The 16,842-nt window shown below is 65.7% G+C and carries 13 protein-coding genes; 6 read left to right on the forward strand and 7 right to left on the reverse strand.

The window, feature by feature from the left end; all coding sequences use genetic code 11:
- Positions 1–199: 199 nt before the first annotated feature.
- Complete coding sequence (gene cysN / locus RT662_RS14990) at positions 200–2,059, reverse strand: sulfate adenylyltransferase subunit CysN (protein ID WP_313671491.1); 1,860 nt, start codon at positions 2,057–2,059, stop codon at positions 200–202.
- Complete coding sequence (gene cysD, locus RT662_RS14995) at positions 2,059–3,042, reverse strand: sulfate adenylyltransferase subunit CysD (RefSeq protein ID WP_313671492.1); 984 nt, start codon at positions 3,040–3,042, stop codon at positions 2,059–2,061. Before cysD ends, cysN begins: the two co-directional genes overlap by 1 nt.
- A 298-nt stretch (positions 3,043–3,340) precedes the next feature.
- Between cysD and RT662_RS15000 the strand changes: the two genes are divergently transcribed.
- On the forward strand, positions 3,341–6,328 hold the full coding sequence (locus tag RT662_RS15000; RefSeq protein ID WP_313671493.1) for a TonB-dependent receptor domain-containing protein: 2,988 nt from the start codon (positions 3,341–3,343) through the stop codon (positions 6,326–6,328).
- A gap of 111 nt (positions 6,329–6,439) precedes the next feature.
- Here RT662_RS15000 and RT662_RS15005 read toward each other — a convergent pair whose 3' ends face one another.
- A complete protein-coding gene (locus tag RT662_RS15005) occupies positions 6,440–7,435 on the reverse strand; it encodes a hypothetical protein (protein ID WP_313671494.1) in 996 nt (331 codons plus the stop codon).
- 95 nt (positions 7,436–7,530) lie between these two features.
- Between RT662_RS15005 and RT662_RS15010 the strand changes: the two genes are divergently transcribed.
- Genes RT662_RS15010 through RT662_RS15020 form a run of 3 tightly spaced genes read left to right on the forward strand, consistent with a single transcriptional unit; the run spans position 7,531 to position 10,485 of the window.
- Positions 7,531–7,812, forward strand: a complete 282-nt coding sequence (locus tag RT662_RS15010; protein WP_313671495.1) for a hypothetical protein — start codon at positions 7,531–7,533, stop codon at positions 7,810–7,812.
- A 36-nt stretch (positions 7,813–7,848) separates the two neighbouring features.
- Positions 7,849–9,015: an aspartyl/asparaginyl beta-hydroxylase domain-containing protein gene (locus tag RT662_RS15015; RefSeq protein ID WP_313671496.1), complete on the forward strand. Its 1,167-nt coding sequence runs from the start codon at positions 7,849–7,851 to the stop codon at positions 9,013–9,015.
- Entirely contained in the window at positions 9,016–10,485 is a 1,470-nt protein-coding gene (locus tag RT662_RS15020) for a hypothetical protein (RefSeq protein ID WP_313671497.1), read from the forward strand.
- Positions 10,486–10,590: 105 nt separating this feature from the next.
- Here RT662_RS15020 and clpB read toward each other — a convergent pair whose 3' ends face one another.
- Entirely contained in the window at positions 10,591–13,167 is a 2,577-nt protein-coding gene (clpB, locus tag RT662_RS15025) for an ATP-dependent chaperone ClpB (RefSeq protein ID WP_313671498.1), read from the reverse strand.
- Between the two features lie 79 nt (positions 13,168–13,246).
- On the reverse strand, positions 13,247–13,690 hold the full coding sequence (locus tag RT662_RS15030) for a hypothetical protein (protein ID WP_313671499.1): 444 nt from the start codon (positions 13,688–13,690) through the stop codon (positions 13,247–13,249).
- 170 nt (positions 13,691–13,860) lie between these two features.
- On the opposite strand from RT662_RS15030, the gene RT662_RS15035 reads away from it, so the two are divergent.
- Positions 13,861–14,868 carry a PQQ-dependent sugar dehydrogenase gene (locus RT662_RS15035; RefSeq protein ID WP_313671500.1) on the forward strand — a complete coding sequence of 336 codons (1,008 nt, stop codon included), beginning with the start codon at positions 13,861–13,863 and terminating at the stop codon, positions 14,866–14,868.
- 18 nt (positions 14,869–14,886) lie between these two features.
- Here RT662_RS15035 and RT662_RS15040 read toward each other — a convergent pair whose 3' ends face one another.
- Positions 14,887–15,708: a glucose 1-dehydrogenase gene (locus RT662_RS15040; protein WP_313671501.1), complete on the reverse strand. Its 822-nt coding sequence runs from the start codon at positions 15,706–15,708 to the stop codon at positions 14,887–14,889.
- Positions 15,709–15,907: 199 nt separating this feature from the next.
- On the opposite strand from RT662_RS15040, the gene RT662_RS15045 reads away from it, so the two are divergent.
- Positions 15,908–16,561, forward strand: coding sequence for an OmpW family outer membrane protein (locus RT662_RS15045; RefSeq protein ID WP_313671502.1), 654 nt, complete (start codon positions 15,908–15,910; stop codon positions 16,559–16,561).
- A gap of 84 nt (positions 16,562–16,645) precedes the next feature.
- Here RT662_RS15045 and RT662_RS15050 read toward each other — a convergent pair.
- Positions 16,646–16,842, reverse strand: a 197-nt coding sequence (locus RT662_RS15050) for an MAPEG family protein (RefSeq protein WP_313671503.1), incomplete at its 5' end; no start/stop codon positions are given.

Consider the following 16,842-nt stretch of genomic DNA (forward strand, 5'->3'; position numbering starts at 1 on the left):
GCTCGGTTGCCAACTGTGTGGCGCCGAGCTTCGGCAATTACCTCCGCATCCGTTTTCTGCTTCATGAGCAGAGATATGGCAAAACGGCCAGAACTGCGCAATTAGGGCGCAAGCGGACGCTTCTCCAACCGGCGCATCCTAAAACGAAAGGGGGTGCAGGGCCTCAGGCCCTGCCCGCCGGAGGCCCTCTCAACCCCCTTCACCCGATGATGTCGCGCGCCCGCAGCCAGGTCATGATCGCCTCTGCGGCGTCGGCTTCGCTCATGTCCTGCGTCTTGATGTGCAACTGCGGCGCTTCAGGCGCTTCGTAGGGGCTGTCGATGCCGGTGAAGTTGGTGAGTTCGCCGCTGGCCGCTTTGGCGTAGAGGCCTTTGGGGTCGCGGGCCTGGCAAAGTGAGAGGGGGGTATCGACGAACACTTCGATGAAGCGTTCTGCACCGACCAGTTGCCTTGCCATTTCGCGTTCGGAGCGGAAGGGCGAGATGAAGGAGCAGGTGACGATCAGGCCGGCGTCCGCCATCAATTTCGCGATTTCGCCGATGCGGCGGATGTTTTCGACGCGATCGGCATCGGTGAAGCCCAGATCACGGTTGAGGCCGTGGCGGACATTGTCCCCATCCAGCGCGTAGGTGTGGCAGCTCAGCGCGGCGAGGCGGGCTTCGACCAGATTGGCGATGGTGGATTTGCCGGAACCCGAAAGCCCGGTGAACCAGATCACCGCGGGCTGATGGCCTTTCAATGCGCTGCGCTGGGCCTGCGTGACCGTCATCGGTTGCAGGTGGATGTTGCTGGCGCGGCGCAAGGCGTGGCGGATCATGCCGGCGCCGACGGTGTTGTTGGTGTAGCGATCGATCAGGATGAAGCCGCCGGTATCGCGGCATTCACCGTAGGGATCGAACAGCAGCGGCGCGGTGGTTTCGAGGTTGGCGAGGCCGATCTCGTTCATGGCGAGCGTGCGAGCCGGGCGTTCGTCGAGCGTGGTGATGTCGATGCGGTGTTTCAGCAGCGTCACCGAAGCCGGGGTCGTCAGAGGCCCGGATTTGAGCAGGTAGGAACGGCCGGGCTTCAGCTCATCCTCGTCGAGCCAGATCAGATCGGCGGCGAATTGCTGGGCGACGGCGGGCCGGCTTTCCGGGCTGACCAGCATGTCGCCGCGGGAGATGTCGATCTCGTCTTCCAGCACCAGCGTGACGGCGGCTTCCGGGCCGGCGCTGGCAAGATCGCCATCGACGGTGACGATGCGGGCGACCTTGCTGGCCTTGCCGGAACGCGCCGTGACGATGGGGTCGCCGGGCTTCACCTGGCCAGCAACGATGGTGCCGGCATAGCCGCGGAAATGGGCATCGGGCCGGTTCACCCATTGCACGGGGAAGCGCAGCGGGCCGCTGGCATCGGTGGCGGCGAGCTCGATGCTTTCGAGATGCGCGATCAGGGTGGGGCCATCGTACCAGGGCATTTCGGCGGCCGGGCTGGCGAGGTTGAGGCCGGCGCGGGCGGCCATCGGGATGGCGGTGAAGCCGGCGAAGCCCAGCCGGTCGGCGATGGCGCTGTATTCATCGACGATGGCGCGGAAACGGGCTTCGTCAAAGCCGACGAGGTCCATCTTGTTCACGGCCAGCACGATGTGGCCGATGCCCATCAGCGAGGCGATGAAACTGTGGCGGCGGGTCTGGGGCAGCAGGCCCTTGGACGCATCGACCAGGATGATCGCCAGATCGGCGGTGGAGGCGCCGGTGGCCATGTTGCGCGTATATTGTTCGTGGCCGGGCGTATCGGCGATGATGAAGCGGCGGCGCGGGGTGGCGAAGAAGCGCCAGGCGACATCGATGGTGATGCCCTGTTCGCGCTCGGCCTCCAGCCCGTCGAGCAGCAGGGCGTAATCCACTTCGGCGCCGGTGGTGCCATGCTTGCGGCTGTCGGCCGCCAGCGTGGTCAGCGTATCGTCCATGATGGCCTGGCTGTCGTGCAGCAGGCGGCCGATGAGCGTGGACTTGCCGTCGTCCACCGATCCGCAGGTGATCAGGCGCAGCACGCCGTCGCGAGTGAGAGAGCTGGCCATCAGAAATACCCCAGCCGTTTCTTCTGTTCCATCGATCCATCGCCGTCGCGATCGATCACCCGGCCCTGCCGTTCGGATGTGCGGGTGTCGGCCATTTCGGCGACGATATCGGCCAGGGTTGTCGCATCTGACTCCACCGCGCCGGTGAGCGGATAGCAGCCCAGCGTGCGGAAACGGATGCGGCGCATCACGGGCTCTTCGCCCGGCTGCAGCGGCAGGCGATCATCATCCACCATCAGCAGCACATCATCGCGCACCACGGTGGGGCGAATGTCGGCGAAATAGAGCGGCACCACCGGGATGGCTTCGGCCTCGATGTACCGCCACACGTCGAGCTCGGTCCAGTTGGAGATCGGGAAGACGCGCATGGATTCGCCGGGCCCCACCCGCGTGTTGTAGGTGCGCCAGAATTCCGGCCGCTGCCGGCGCGGATCCCAGCCCTGGTGGGCGTCGCGGAAGGAGAAGATGCGTTCCTTGGCGCGGGATTTCTCTTCATCGCGGCGGCCGCCGCCGATGGCCGCATCGAAACCGCCGCCGGTGAGCGCCTGCAGCAGCCCGGTGGTGCGCATCACTTCGGTGTGCAGCGCCGATCCATGGGTGAAGGGGTTGATATCGCGCGCAGCGCCTTCCTCGTTCACATGGACGCGCATATCGATGCCCAGCGCCGGCATCAGCGTGTCGCGAAAATGGCCCATGGCCGCAAATTCCCACAGGCTGTCGACATGCAGCAGCGGGAAGGGCGGCAGCGACGGCCAGAACGCCTTCAGCGCCAGGTGCAGCATCACTGTTGAATCCTTGCCGATGGAATAGAGCATCACCGGCTTGCGGAACGACGCCGCCACTTCGCGCAGGATATGGATGGCCTCAGCCTCCAGCCGCGCCAGATCGGGCGGCAGCGTCTCCCGTGTGTGCGGCTTTGCGGCATGGCCGCTGCTGTTGCGGAACCGCGCGGCATAGGCGGCGATGGTGGCGTCACTGTTCATGGCTCAGCCATAATCAGTTCGCCGGAAAAGCAAAAGGCTGGCGTTTTTGCCCTGCCGACCGCCAAGATTGTGGCGAATTGGCCACACAGCGAGGTGGAAACGACCACTTTCGTGTTTGCGCGCTTTACAGAAGGGCGGGCTTTTCACAGAAGCGTCACAGGCCTGAGAGGGGCTGGGGATTGTGCTGGTGTGCCGTCATTGGCACCGCGAGGGGAATGGATCACTACCGAAAGGGGAGTGGGCGTTTTCCTGGCGATGCATGATTCCCTTGGAATTTGGTCAGAAGAAGGAACTTACCGTGACGCAACTCAACAATTCGCATCGGCGCCTCGCGCTGACGTCCAGCGTCGCCACGCTGGCTCTCGCCCTGATGGCCGGCCCGGCGCTCGCTCAGACGGCCACTGCCGCTGCTGAGACCGAAGCTGCCGAAGAAGGCACGATCGTCGTTACCGGTACCCTGATCCGCAACCCGAACCTCGTGTCGGCCGTGCCGATCACCACCACCTCGGCTGACACCATCGCGCTGCGCGGCAGCAACGTGGCCGAAGAAGTGCTGCGTGAAATCCCGGGCTTCGTGCCGAGCATCGGTTCGGCCGTGAACAACGGCAACGGCGGCGCCAGCTTCGTCGATCTTCGTGGCCTCGGCACCAACCGCAACCTCGTCCTGCTCGATGGCCAGCGTCTGGCCCCGGCCGGCCTGGGCGGCGTTGTCGATTTGAACAACATCCCGCTGGCCCTCGTCGAGCGCGTTGACGCGCTGACCGGCGCCGCTGTGACCACCTATGGTGCCGACGCCATCACCGGTGTCGTGAACTTCGTCACCAAGAAGAACTTCACCGGCATGGACCTGCAGGTCTCCAACGCGCTGAACGAGCGTGGCGATGGCCACCGTCTGCGCGCCGACTTGACCATCGGCGGCGATTTCGCCGACGGCAAGGGCAACGCCGTGATTTCGCTGGGTTACCAGAAGGCCGATCCGGTGTTCCAGGGTGACCGCGACATCTCGCGCAACGGCGTGTCGAGCTACACCGGCGGTGTTGGCGGCGGTTCGCCGACCACGACCCCGTCGCGCCTGTTCGGCATGCGTCCGCTGCTGGCCAACGGCCTGCCCGACACCAGCCCGACCACGCTGAACTTCGCCAACACTCAGGTTGCGCCGGATGGCAGCCGCGCTGTTCCGTTCTACCAGGATTTCAACTTCAACCCGTTCAACATCTTCCAGACGCCGTTCCAGCGTTTCAACCTCTTCGCCAAGGCGAACTACCAGATCACCGACAACATCGAGGTCTATGGCCGCGGCATGTTCTCCAAGAACACCGTGCGCACGATCATCGCGCCGTCGGGCCTGTTCGCGCAGACGGTCACCATCCCGCTATCGAACCCCTTCATGAACGCCAACATCCGCAACCAGTATTGCGGCTTCAACACCACGCAGGCCGCCGGCATCTACACGCCGCGCTTCACCCAGGCCGAGTGCAATGCGGCCGCCACGGCGCTCAGCCCGAGCGATCCGGCCTACCGCACAGTGCGGGTGCCGGTCAGCCGTCGTACGGTGGAAGCCGGTACGCGTGACAGCGAATACACGACGACCCTGTTCGACTACACCGCCGGTCTGCGCGGCAAGCTGACCAACAGCATCGATTGGGATGTGTCGGCCAGCTATGGTCAGAGCGAGAACGTCGCCAGCGACACCGGCTATCTGATCACCAATAAGGTGGAAGAAGCGCTGCTGGCTACCAACACCACCACCTGCCTCAGCGGCAACGCAGCCTGCGTCCCGTTGAACGTGTTTGGTCCGACTGGCTCGATCACCCCGGCGATGTCGCGCTTCATCGAAGCCGCTTCGTCGACCCGTCGCACCACCAGCCTGACCCAGGTCCGCGGCTTGCTGTCCGGTGATCTGGGCGTTGGCTTCGGTGATGCCGAACCGATCTCGTTCGCCGTCGGCGCCGAATACCGCGATTACGGCGCTGCCGTGTTGCCGGATGACATCGCAGAGCGTGGCGCTCTGGGTGGCGGCGGTGGCCCGACCCCGCGCATCGAAGGCGGCTACAACGTCAAGGAAGTCTATGGCGAAATCATCGCCCCGATCCTTGAAGGCAAGCCCTTCTTCGAAAACCTGACCGTGGAAGGCGGTGCGCGTTATTCGTCCTATGAAGTCGCCGCGCCGGGCAACCCGTCGTTCGACGCCTTCACCTGGAAGGCCGGCGCTACCTGGGAAATGGTCCAGGGCTTCAAGGTCCGTGGTAACTACAGCCGCGCCGTCCGCGCCCCGAACATCGGCGAACTCTTCTCGCCGGTTTCGCGCGGCCTGACCAACCTGGGCACCGATCCGTGCGCCGGTTCGGCTCCGGCCAGCAACGCCAACCTGCGCGCGGTCTGCATCGCCCAGGGTGCCCGTGCTGGTGACATCGGCTTCATCGAACAGCCGGCAGCCGGTCAGGCCAACGCCTATGGCGGCGGCAACCCGAACGTGCAGCCGGAAAAGGCCAGCACCTGGACCCTGGGTGCAGTGTTCCAGCCGACCTTTGCGCCGGGCCTTGCCCTCACGGTCGATTACTACAACATCAGCGTGACGGACGCGGTCTCCAGCCCGCTGCCGGGTGACTCGATCGCAGCCTGCTTCGCCAACATCACGGCCGCCAGCGCCAGCAGCCCGGCCTGCCTTGCCATCATCCGCAACCCGGATTCGGGTTCGTTCGATGGTGAATCGTTTGGTCTGCCGCGTCCGTTGTCGAACCTCGGTCGTCTGAAGACCGATGGTCTGGATGTGAACGTGACCTACTCGAACGATCTCGGCTTCGCCAAGCTGGGTGTGAGCGCCAACTTCAACTACACCTTCCGCTCGCAGTTCCAGGCGACCCCGACCTCGCTCAATCGTGAGTGCGTCGGCTTCTTCAGCGTGAACTGCTCGTTCACCGGTTCGATCCAGCCGAAGTGGCAGTCGTCGGTGCGCACCACGCTGGGCTTCGAAAGCTTCGACGTGTCGCTGCTGTGGCGCCACATCGACAGCGTGATCCAGGAGCCGGAAGACGCCCGTGACACCGGTCCGTTCTTCGCTGCTTTCCAGAAGATCCGTGCCTACGACTACTTCGATCTGACCGGTCGCTTCAACATCATGGACAACATCACCCTGATCGCGACTGTCAGCAACCTGTTCGACACCAAGCCGCCGCTGGTTGGCGCAGCTGCCGGTTCGACCTCGTTCAACAGCGGCAACACCTTCCCGTCAACCTACGACGCGCTGGGCCGCCGTTACACGATGCAGGTGAACGTCCGCTTCTAAGCGGCGTCACCCGCACGGGTGGAAATGCGAAAGGGCGGGTGGCAACACCCGCCCTTTTTGCTGTCTGGAACTTGACGAAGCGAGAGCCCCGGCTGCCGTCGACGGCGGCGCTTATCCCAGTAGCGGACGCGGCAACTGCATCGGCACACCGGCGGCCTTGGCCACGGCTTCCGCCCAGATCGCCACCTTGGCAATCTCATCGGCATGCGCCGCTTCGGCCGCACGCTCGGCGGTGCGATCGTCGGTGGTAAAGGCCTGGCCGAACTTGCTGTGCCGGCCAAAGATTGGTCCGGAAACAACGGCTTGCACGTCCAGCGGCACGCCGAAGAAACGGCACAGGGCCGTCATCGCTGCTTCAGGCTGGGCCAGCAGCAATTCGGAATCGAGCGTTGTCACCTGATTGCCCACCTGCGCCGCCAGCCGGGCGAACAACGCATGCTGCGCCAGCCAGCCCATGGCCGCCACCTGCAGATCGGTCTGCCCCAGATAATCCTCGCCGCTGAAGCCGAAGCCGTGCAGCCCCTGTTTCAACTGCTTCAGCAGCAGATCGCGCACCCAGATCCGGCCATCCATGCCCTTGCGTGCCACTGACCCCAGGAAAACCGGCAGCGGCGCATAGAGCAGCAGCGCCCGCGCCTGCGGCCGCAATTGAAGCATCAATGGTGCCATGGCGTTGCACACATTGCTGGGTTTGATCACCACCGCTTCGCCCGGTGCGAACGGCCGGGCCAGCAGCGCCAGGCTGCCATCGAGTACGTTGGCGATCTGGCGCCCTTCGCCGCCGCGCAATTGCCAGCCGATCAGATCGTTCAGGATCACCGGTTCCTTCAGGCCCATCGCCAGCCCCGGCGCATCAAAGGCCCGCGCCAGCAGCGTGGAACAGCAGAAGGCGCTGTGCAGGATGAAGCGCAAGGGTGCCGGCGGGCCGGCCTGGGCCAGTGCGGTGGCGCGGGCGATGATCGTCGGATTGGCCTCGCCCAGATACTCGTCGGTCAGGAAGGTTGCGGCACCGTGCGCTGCGCGCGACGTGTGGCGGAAGTGGATGGCATCATGCTGCGGATCATACCGATGCGGCAGCCAGACGGGATCGAAAGCGATGGTGGACACATTGCCGATTTGACGGCACCGCCAATAAAGTGCAATCCCTGCCCGCCGAAATGCCCTTTGCCCGGGCCCGTTACGCCCCCGATGGAGGACCGCTGATGTTGCGCCGTCATAGCCTCGCCCTGATCATCGCCGCTGCCACGCTGGTTCCTGCCGCTGTTCAGGCGCAGACTGCTGCTCCGGCGGCCGCCCAGCCGGCCGCTGCACCGGTGGACAAGAGCCAGGAAATCATCTGCAAGCGCGAAAAGGAAACCGGCAGCCTGGTGAAGGCCAAGCGCACTTGCCTGACCCGCCAGCAATGGGCCTATGTGCAGGATACCAACCAGCAATTCGCCCGCGATCTCAACAACTCCACCATGAGCCGCCCCGGCAGCCAGTGACTGTTGTTGCCGCCACGGGCGTGACGGCGATGCGCCATGAACGATCCTGAAAAGGCTGCCCTTGAACGCACCGCGCAGGCCGGCATCGCGGCCCTGCAACATGGCGATGGCCAGGTGGCGCGCCGGGCCTTTGAAACCATCGTGGCCAGCGGCCGCGCCACCGTGCAGATCTGGCTGTGGCTGGCGCAAGCGTGTGACCTGCTGGATGATCGCGCCGCCGTGATGGCGCATGTGGCGCAGGTGGTGGCGCTGGATCCGGCCAATCCCTATGCGCTGGTGATGGCCGGCGAGGTGCAGACCCGCAGCGGCAATGATCGCGCCGCCATCGCCTGGTACGAACGCGCCCTGAACGCCGCCCAGGGCCGGCAGTTGCCGCCCGATCTGATCGCCCGCCTGAACCGCGCCGCTGCGGCCCGCGAGGCGGCGTTTGCCCGGTTCGAAGGCGAGATGATGGGCGCCTTCCGTGATGCCGGTGTCGATGCCGCCAGCACCGGCCCGCGTTTTGCCGAGGCCATGCAGATCGTTGCCGGGCGCAGCCAGCCCTATCTGCAACAGCCCACCAGCTTCTATTATCCGCGCCTGCCGCAGATCCCCTTCTATGATCCGGCGGAATTCGCCTGGACTGTGGCGCTGGCCGCCGCGCTGCCGGCGATCCGCGCCGAGGCGGAGGCGGTGATGGCCCAGGGCGCCGGGATTGCCCCCTATGTGGAGGCCGATCCCGATCGCCCCAACAAGGGCCATGCCCTGCTGGCTGATGCCCGCTGGAGTGCATTTCACTTGTTCCGCAATGGTTTGCCGATTGCCGACCATGCCGCGCGCTGCCCGGCCACGATGGCGGCGCTGGCCCAGGCGCCCTTGCCGCGCATCGCCGGCACGGCACCGATGGCGCTGTTTTCGATCCTGGCGCCGCACACCCACATCCCGCCGCACAACGGCATGCTGAACACGCGGCTGATCTGCCATCTGCCGCTGATCGTGCCCGATGGCTGCCGCCTGCGAGTGGGCGCCGAGGTGCGCGATGTGCGCGCCGGCGAGGTGCTGCTGTTCGACGATTCGATCGAGCATGAAGCCTGGAATGACAGCGATGCACCGCGGGCCATCCTGCTGTTCGAAGTGTGGCGCCCGGAACTGACCGAAGCAGAACGCCAGGCGTTGACCGTGATGTTCGAAACGGTGGCGGCTTACACCCCCGATCAGGCCTGAATGGACCTGCCCCTCACCAGCCAGAATGGCGACGCCCCGGCGGTTGTGAGTGAGCAACGGCTATCCGCCGAAACACTGCGCCGCCGCGGAGCCGTGCTGACGGGGGAGGCCGTTGGCGACTGGCCGTGGCTGCGCAGTGCAGGGCGGGGTCTGATCGTGTCCGGCCTGCCGGGCACGCTGGTGACGCTGGATGGCCTGCGGCTGGCGCCAGCGCCAAGCGGGGTGGTGGACCTGACCCTGCTGCCGTTGGGCCTGATCGACAGCGCGCGACTGTCTGCCAGTGCTGCCGGGGTGGCTCAGGGTGCTGGCGCGCTGAGCGGCGCGGTGGACCTTTTGCTGGCGCCGGTGGGCGGCGGTGGCCGGCTGCTGGCGGCGGCTGGCGGGCAGGCGGGGCGCGGGATTGGCGTGGTTGATCTGCAACTGGGCAATGATTTTGGTTGGGTGGGCGGCGGCTATACGCGGGGCGGCGCGCTGCCCGGCGGGGCCACCAACCAGGATCGCTGGCATCTGGCGGCGCGGTTCCAACAGGATGTCGGGCCTGTCCAACTCTGGGGCCGGGGGATGTTTGCACGGCGGACGGAGGGCGGGAACCGCGCCGATTGGCATGATGTGGCGCTGGGGCTTTCGGGTGGCACGCGCTGGCAATGGCGGCTGGCGGTGTCCGATGGTGGCCATCGGGAAGCGGCGGGGGCCCGCAGCCGGCTGACACAGGCGCGGGCTGTGGTGAGTGGGCCGACTGGCCTGATCCTGCCGGGCGCCGTCGAGCCAATCAGCCTCGCCGCCGGGGCGGAGTGGCGGCGGCTGCGGCTGGCGGCGGGCGTGGTGCGGGCGCGGGAGCTGTTTGTGGAAGCCGCCGTGCCGATCGTGCAGGACAAGCCGGCCGCCGAAAATCTGCTGGCGACGCTTGGCGTGCGGCAGGCATGGTTGGCCGGCAAATCCGAAACGCTGTGGCAGGCGGGCGGGCGCTGGGAGGCATTTCCCGGCATTGCCTTGCGCGCGCAGGTGGCGCGCGGCGTGGATGATTTCGCGACGTTGAGCGGGATGAGCCGCAGCGTCGGGATGATTGCGACGCCGGCGTTCGTGCCGGGCTTTGCGCTTACTCTCGATCGCCGCTGGCAGTCACAGGGCGTGAGCCAAGTGCAGGCGTGGGATGTATCGGCCAGCTGGCGTGGGCGGGTGAGTGATGGCGCGCAGTTGGCGCTGACGGCGCTGGTCACCCATCACGACCGGGCGGACTTCACCTTGGTTCCGGTGCCGCGCTTCGCCAGCTTGCTGCGGGCGACGCTGGAGACAGGCCCATGGGCGGTGAGTGCCGGCTGGCGGACCCGCACGGCGCTGGCTGGCGGGGTGGATGTGAGCGTGGAGCGGCAACTGGCCGAGAAGCTGCGGCTGGTGGTGAGTGTGGGCAATGCCGGCGATGTGCAACCGGCCGGGCGGCAGGGGTTGGTGCAGCTGGTGGCGGGATTTTAAGGGCACGTCACCCCGGCGAAAGCCGGGGCCCATTCCCCCAACGTGGTTGCGGGCGGCATGGCCGGGCGATGGGTCCCGGCTTTCGCCGGGATGACAGTTGAGTGCTTACTCCGCCACCAGCACCAGTTTCCCGTCGCCTTCGTCCACCTTCACCGTGCTGCCATCCGGTACTTCGCCGGCCAGGATCAGTTCGGCCAGCGGGTCCTGCAGATGTTTCTGCACGGTGCGTTTGAGCGGGCGTGCGCCATAGACCGGGTCATAGCCCACGCGCGCCAACCAGCGACGGGCGGCGTCGGTCAGGTCCAGCGTCACCTTGCGGTCCTTCAGCAGCGACTGTACGCGGCTGACCTGGATATCGACGATCGGCGCCATCACTTCCTGGCCAAGCCGCTGGAACAGCACGATTTCATCGAGCCGGTTGAGGAACTCGGGGCGGAAATGCCCGCGCACCACTTCCATCACCTGCGGTTCGGCCTCGCTGATTGGCGCACCATCGGGCAGGGCGGCGATATACTGGCTGCCCAGGTTCGAGGTGAGGATGATCAGCGTGTTGGTGAAATCGACCGTGCGGCCCTGGCCATCGGTCAGGCGGCCATCGTCCAGCACCTGCAGCAGCACGTTGAACACGTCGCCGTGGGCTTTCTCAACTTCGTCGAACAGCACCACCTGATAGGGGCGCCGCCGCACGGCTTCGGTGAGCACGCCGCCTTCTTCATAACCGACATAACCGGGAGGCGCGCCGATCAGCCGGGCGACGCTGTGCTTTTCCATGAACTCGCTCATGTCCAGCCGCACCATGGCGCGCGGATCATCGAACAGGAATTGCGCCAGCGCCTTGGTCAGCTCGGTCTTGCCGACGCCGGTGGGGCCGAGGAACAGGAAGCTGCCCAGCGGGCGATTGGGATCCTGCAGGCCGGCGCGGGCGCGGCGCACGGCGCTGGAAACCGCCTTCACGGCGGCGGCCTGGCCGATCACCTGAGCCGACAGGATGCTTTCCATCTTCATCAGCTTGTCGCGCTCGCCTTCCAGCATCCGGTCCACCGGGATGCCGGTCCAGCGCGAAACGACCGCAGCGATATCATCGCCGGTCACTTCCTCGCGCACCATGGCTTCGGCGGTCACGCTTTCGGCTTCGGCCAGCTGACGTTCCAGTTCGGGGATGCGGCTGTAGGTCAGTTCGCCGGCCTTGGCGTAATCGCCGCCGCGCTGGGCCTGTTCCACTTCGATGCGGGCGGCGTCGAGCTGCTCCTTGATGCGGGTAGCGCCGGCCAGCTTCTCCTTCTCGGCCTGCCAGCGCAGCGTGAGTGCGCCGGATTCCTCTTCAAGGCCCGCAAGTTCCTCGTTCAGCGCCACCAGGCGCTCCTTGGAGGCGGCATCGGTTTCGCGTGAAAGTGCGGCGGCTTCGATCTTCAGCTGGATGATGCGGCGGTCGAGCGCTTCGATCTCTTCGGGCTTTGACTCCACCTCCATGCGCAGGCGCGATGCGGCTTCGTCCATCAGGTCGATGGCCTTGTCGGGCAGGAACCGGTCTGCGATGTAACGGTTTGAGAGCGTCGCAGCCGCCACGATGGCGCCATCAGTGATGCGCACGCCGTGGTGGAGCTCATATTTCTCCTTCAGGCCGCGCAGGATGGAGATCGTGTCTTCCACTGTCGGTTCGCCCACCAGCACGGGCTGGAAGCGGCGTTCCAGCGCGGCGTCCTTCTCCACATGCTTGCGATATTCTTCCAGCGTGGTGGCGCCGATGCAGTGCAGCTCACCGCGGGCCAGCGCGGGCTTGAGCAGGTTGGAGGCGTCCATCGCCCCTTCCGCTTTCCCGGCGCCCACCAGCGTGTGCATTTCATCGATGAACAGCACGACATCGCTGCCTTCCGCGCGTACTTCATCCAGCACGCCCTTCAGCCGTTCCTCGAACTCGCCGCGATATTTGGCGCCAGCGATCAGGGCACCCATGTCCAGCGCCATCAGCCGCTTGTCTTTCAGCCCATCGGGCACGTCGCCATTGGCGATGCGCAGGGCGAGGCCTTCGGCGATCGCGGTCTTGCCCACGCCCGGCTCGCCGATCAGCACCGGGTTGTTCTTGGTGCGGCGGGCGAGCACCTGGATGGTGCGGCGGATCTCCTCGTCGCGGCCGATCACCGGATCGAGCTTGCCAGCACGCGCCGCCTCGGTCAGGTCGCGGGCATATTTCTTCAGCGCATCAAAACTGTCTTCGGCGCCGGCGCTATCAGCCGTGCGGCCCTTGCGGACACTGTTGATGGCTTCGTTCAGCGCCTGCGGGGTGACGCCGGCGCCTTTCAGCGCCTTGCCGGCTTCGGTGGTGGAGGCGAGCGCAAGGGCAACCAGCAGCCGTTCGACGGTGACGACACTGTCACCAGCCTTCACCGCCACTTGCTCGGCGGAATCGAGCACGCGCACCGTGTCGTTGTCCCAGGCTAGCGATTGCGCACCGCTGCCCGATACCTGGGCGATCTTGACCAGCGCCTGATCGGTGAGTTGCAGCGCGGTGGCGGGTGTGCCGCCAGCGGCCTTGATCAGGCCGGAAGCGTGGCCCTGCTCATCTTCCAGCAGGGCTTTCAGCACATGTTCCGGCGCGACGCGCTGGTGATTGTTGCGAATTGCAACCGTTTGCGCCGATTGCAGGAACCCCTTGGCGCGATCGGAGAATTTTTCGATGTTCATTGAGGCCATTCCTCCTGTTCACCGGAGGATATGGTGTGGCTTTACGGCAACACAAGTAGGGGTGTTGCGGAATTGGCGTTCAGCGCGGTTTGAGCCAGCCAAAGACAAAGCCGCCGATGCTGCCAGCCAGGCAGAACAGGATGAAGCCATCCATCCCGCGCGCGCCGGCCAAAGGGGTCATCTGGAACTGGGCGTGCATCGCCATCAGCACGGCCGCGATGGCAAGGCCGCCGGCCAGCGGCCAGGCAATGGGCGCGAGCAGCGGCAGGCGCGGTTTCAGCCAGTGGGCGGCACTGAAGGCGACCAGAAGGGCAAAGCCGAACACCGCCAGCAGCGGCAGCAGCAGGCCGGCGAAATCACGGCCAGCGGTTTCCAGCGCCAGACCGGCGGGGATTTCCACGCCAAGATCGACCAGCCCGGATTGCACCTGCCAGCTTTGGATCATGCTGGCGATGGCGGTGGTGGTGAGAACCGCGGCGGACCAGGCCGGGGCAGTACGCAACAGGTCCTTGAGGGATGCCATGTTGTATTTTTTCCTGTTCGTTGTCGCTTCTTACTCCATGATGGAATCGCGAGGAAAGGGTTGATTCGACGAAAATGGTAAGGTTCGCTAAAAAGCTGTTAATAACTCTTACTTGCGCCCTGTATGGCCCCTTAACGGCTGGCGCGGCGCAGGCGGAGCAGGTGCAGACGATGGCCAGCGGGCTTGATCACCCGTGGAGCCTGGCGTTTCTGCCCAATGGCGATGTGCTGGTGACGGAACGCGCCGGGCGTTTGCTGCGGCTGGCGCCAGGCGGCAAGCCGCGCGCCATCGCCGGCGTGCCGGCGGTGCGGCTCGCCAGCCAGGGCGGCCTGTTCGATGTGGTGATGCACCCGAAATTTGCCGATAACAGATTGATTTACCTCAGTTATGCTGCCGGTGAAAAGGGCGCCAACTTCACCCGCGTCACCCGCGCCCGGCTGGACGGGGATCGGCTGGTGGAGGCCAAGGTCATCTTCCAGGTCAGCCCGGCCAAGGACACGCCGGTGCATTTTGGCGGGCGCATGGCCTTCCTGCCCGATGGCAGCCTGGTGCTGACCACCGGCGACGGTTTCGACTATCGCGAGCAGGCGCAGCGGCTGCAATCCGGCCTGGGCAAGATCATGCGCATGGCCGATGATGGCCGGCCGCTGGCTGGCAATCCGTTCATAGGGAAATCGGGCGCGCAGCCCCATATCTGGAGCTATGGCCACCGCAATCCACAAGGGCTTGCGGTTGATCCGGCCACTGGCCGGCTGTGGGCGCATGAACACGGGCCGCAGGGCGGTGATGAGCTGAACTTGATCCAAAAGGGTGGCAATTACGGCTGGCCGGTGGCGACCAAGGGCCTGGATTACAGCGGCGCGACCATCAGCCCGTTCCGGACCTATCCCGGCATGATCGATGGCCGCGCGGTGTGGGTGCCCTCGATCGCGCCCTCGGGGCTGGCCGTCTATCGCGGCGCGCTGTGGCCGCAGTGGCAGGGCGATCTGATCGTCGGCGCGCTGGTGAACAAGGAGGTGCGGCGGCTGGATGTGGATGCCGCCGGCACGGTGGTGGGTCAGGAACGCATTTTCCCGTCGATCACGGCGCGCATCCGCGATGTGCGGGTGGCTCCCGATGGCGCGGTGTGGCTGACGACGGACGAAGATGCGGGCAAGGTGCTGCGGGTCACGCCGTAACCCGCAGCCCGCGGGCGCTCAGTGCGCCGTCCAGCCGCCGTCGATCACCAGTTCCGAACCTGTCATGTAACGGCTGGCGTCGCTGGCCAGGAACACCACGCCGGCCGCGATATCCTCAGGCTTGCCGGCAAAGCCGACCGGGGCGCCGGCACCGACGGCATCGACATCGATGGCATTGGCCCCCGGCTGGCTGGCAGTGGCCAGCGCGGCGGAGAGCGCGCCCGACGTGTCGATCTTCTGCCAGATCGGCGTGTCGATGATGCCGGGGTGCACGCTGTTGCAGCGGATGCCGTCCTTCATGGCGGCACATTCCATCGCCACAGCCTTGCTGAGCAGCCGCACCGCGCCCTTGCTGGCGCAATAGGCGCTCATGCCGGCCGAACCACCCAGCCCGGCCACCGAGGAAATGTTGATGATCGAGCCGCCAACATGGCCATCAGGCCGCGGGCTGCGCATCGCCGGCAGCGCGTGCTTGGTGCCGAGGAAGCAGCTGGTGACATTGATGTCCATCTGCCGGTTCCACTGCTCCAGCGTCACCTCGGTGATCAGGCCGGACGTGCCAATGCCGGCGTTGTTCACCAATATGTCGAGCCGGCCATAGAGATCCATGACGCGCTTGACGAGTTCGGCCCAGCGCGGCTCCTCGGTCACGTCCTGGCCGCGGAAGGTGGCCTGGCCGCCGGCGGCTTCGATCAGTTCCACCGTCTTGCGGCCGCCTTCGGCATCGATATCGGTGACGAAGACGATGGCGCCCTCAGCCGCCAGCTGGACGGCGCAAGCGCGGCCGATGCCGCTGGCGGCGCCGGTGACAAAGGCAACGCGCCCCGTAAGTGTGCCCATGATCTTGTCCTCCCCTGAATTTGGCCCCGATTTTGGCAAAGCCTGACAGGGCGCAGGCGGCTTCGCCAGCCCTCACATTTGCGGTGCTACGCATCATCACCGATACGCAATCACCCTTAGGCATTTGTTGAGCCAGATCAAAGAGAAGCGCGGCACGCTTCGCCACAAGGCGGTCATCACGACAACAGGGACGAACACGATGACCATGATGAAGACCGCCGCTGCCATTGTTGCGCTTGTGCTGGCCGCCGGCCCGGCCGCAGCCGCGCAGGGTGATTTCTTGGTGCGCCTGCGCGCCATCACCGTGCAGCCGCAGGAAAAGGTCGGCCCGGTGCTGCCCACCTTCCCGACCAGCGGCGGCAGCATCACCAATGCCTATGCCCCGGAAATCGATTTCACCTACATGCTGACCGACAATATCGGTGTGGAATTGATCGCGGCGACCACCAAGCATTGCGTGGAAGGCGGCGGCAGCCTTGCCGCCGTGGGCCGGCTGGCCTGCACCTGGGTGCTGCCGCCCACGCTGACGCTGCAATATCACTTCGTGCCGGAAGGGAGGGTTCACCCCTACGTGGGTGCCGGGGTGAACTGGACGATGTTCTACAACGAGAAGGCCTCGACCCAGCTGGTGAATGCCATCGGCGCCACCAACGTGAACCTGTCGAACAGCTTCAGCTTTGCACTGCAGGCCGGCGTCGATTTCGACATCAGCGAGAAGATGTTCCTCAACCTCGACGTGAAATATGTCGACATGGACACCAACGCCCGGCTGACCACGGGTGCGCTGGTCAACAATCTGCGGGCCGATATCAACCCGCTGATCATCGGTGTTGGCGTCGGCTGGCGTTTCTGAGCTCCCGAGCGTCGGGCACACTCTCCCGCCCGGCGCTCACCCCCCGGCCCGGTGTCCCTGCGGACATCGGGCCGGCTGGCGTTTTCAAATCAGCGCCGCAATCGCGCCCCATGCACCGGCCAGCAGCAGCACCAGGCTGGGCAGCAGGGTGAGGCCAAAGCCCGGCCCGCGCTTGGCCGGATCCTTGTAATAGGCGCTGGCAAAGACGATGCGGCCCACGCTCCACAGCAGGGCAAGGCCGCCGGCGACGAGATCGCCCAGCACCGGCGCGCCGACAATCA

Origin of the sequence: Sandarakinorhabdus sp., assembly GCF_032115815.1 — a bacterium.
Classification (GTDB): domain Bacteria; phylum Pseudomonadota; class Alphaproteobacteria; order Sphingomonadales; family Sphingomonadaceae; genus Sandarakinorhabdus.

Bases quoted from the DNA above. Each gene is read 5' to 3' on its own strand.
- RT662_RS15010 (WP_313671495.1), top strand. From the start codon at position 7,531: ATGTTGCGCCGTCATAGCCTCGCCCTGATCATCGCCGCTGCCACGCTG.
- cysD (WP_313671492.1), bottom strand. From the start codon at position 3,042: ATGAACAGTGACGCCACCATCGCCGCCTATGCCGCGCGGTTCCGCAAC.
- RT662_RS15020 (WP_313671497.1), top strand. From the start codon at position 9,016: ATGGACCTGCCCCTCACCAGCCAGAATGGCGACGCCCCGGCGGTTGTG.
- clpB (WP_313671498.1), bottom strand. From the start codon at position 13,167: ATGAACATCGAAAAATTCTCCGATCGCGCCAAGGGGTTCCTGCAATCG.
- RT662_RS15035 (WP_313671500.1), top strand. From the start codon at position 13,861: ATGGCCAGCGGGCTTGATCACCCGTGGAGCCTGGCGTTTCTGCCCAAT.
- RT662_RS15040 (WP_313671501.1), bottom strand. From the start codon at position 15,708: ATGGGCACACTTACGGGGCGCGTTGCCTTTGTCACCGGCGCCGCCAGC.
- RT662_RS15045 (WP_313671502.1), top strand. From the start codon at position 15,908: ATGACCATGATGAAGACCGCCGCTGCCATTGTTGCGCTTGTGCTGGCC.
- RT662_RS15015 (WP_313671496.1), top strand. From the start codon at position 7,849: ATGAACGATCCTGAAAAGGCTGCCCTTGAACGCACCGCGCAGGCCGGC.
- cysN (WP_313671491.1), bottom strand. From the start codon at position 2,059: ATGGCCAGCTCTCTCACTCGCGACGGCGTGCTGCGCCTGATCACCTGC.
- RT662_RS15030 (WP_313671499.1), bottom strand. From the start codon at position 13,690: ATGGCATCCCTCAAGGACCTGTTGCGTACTGCCCCGGCCTGGTCCGCC.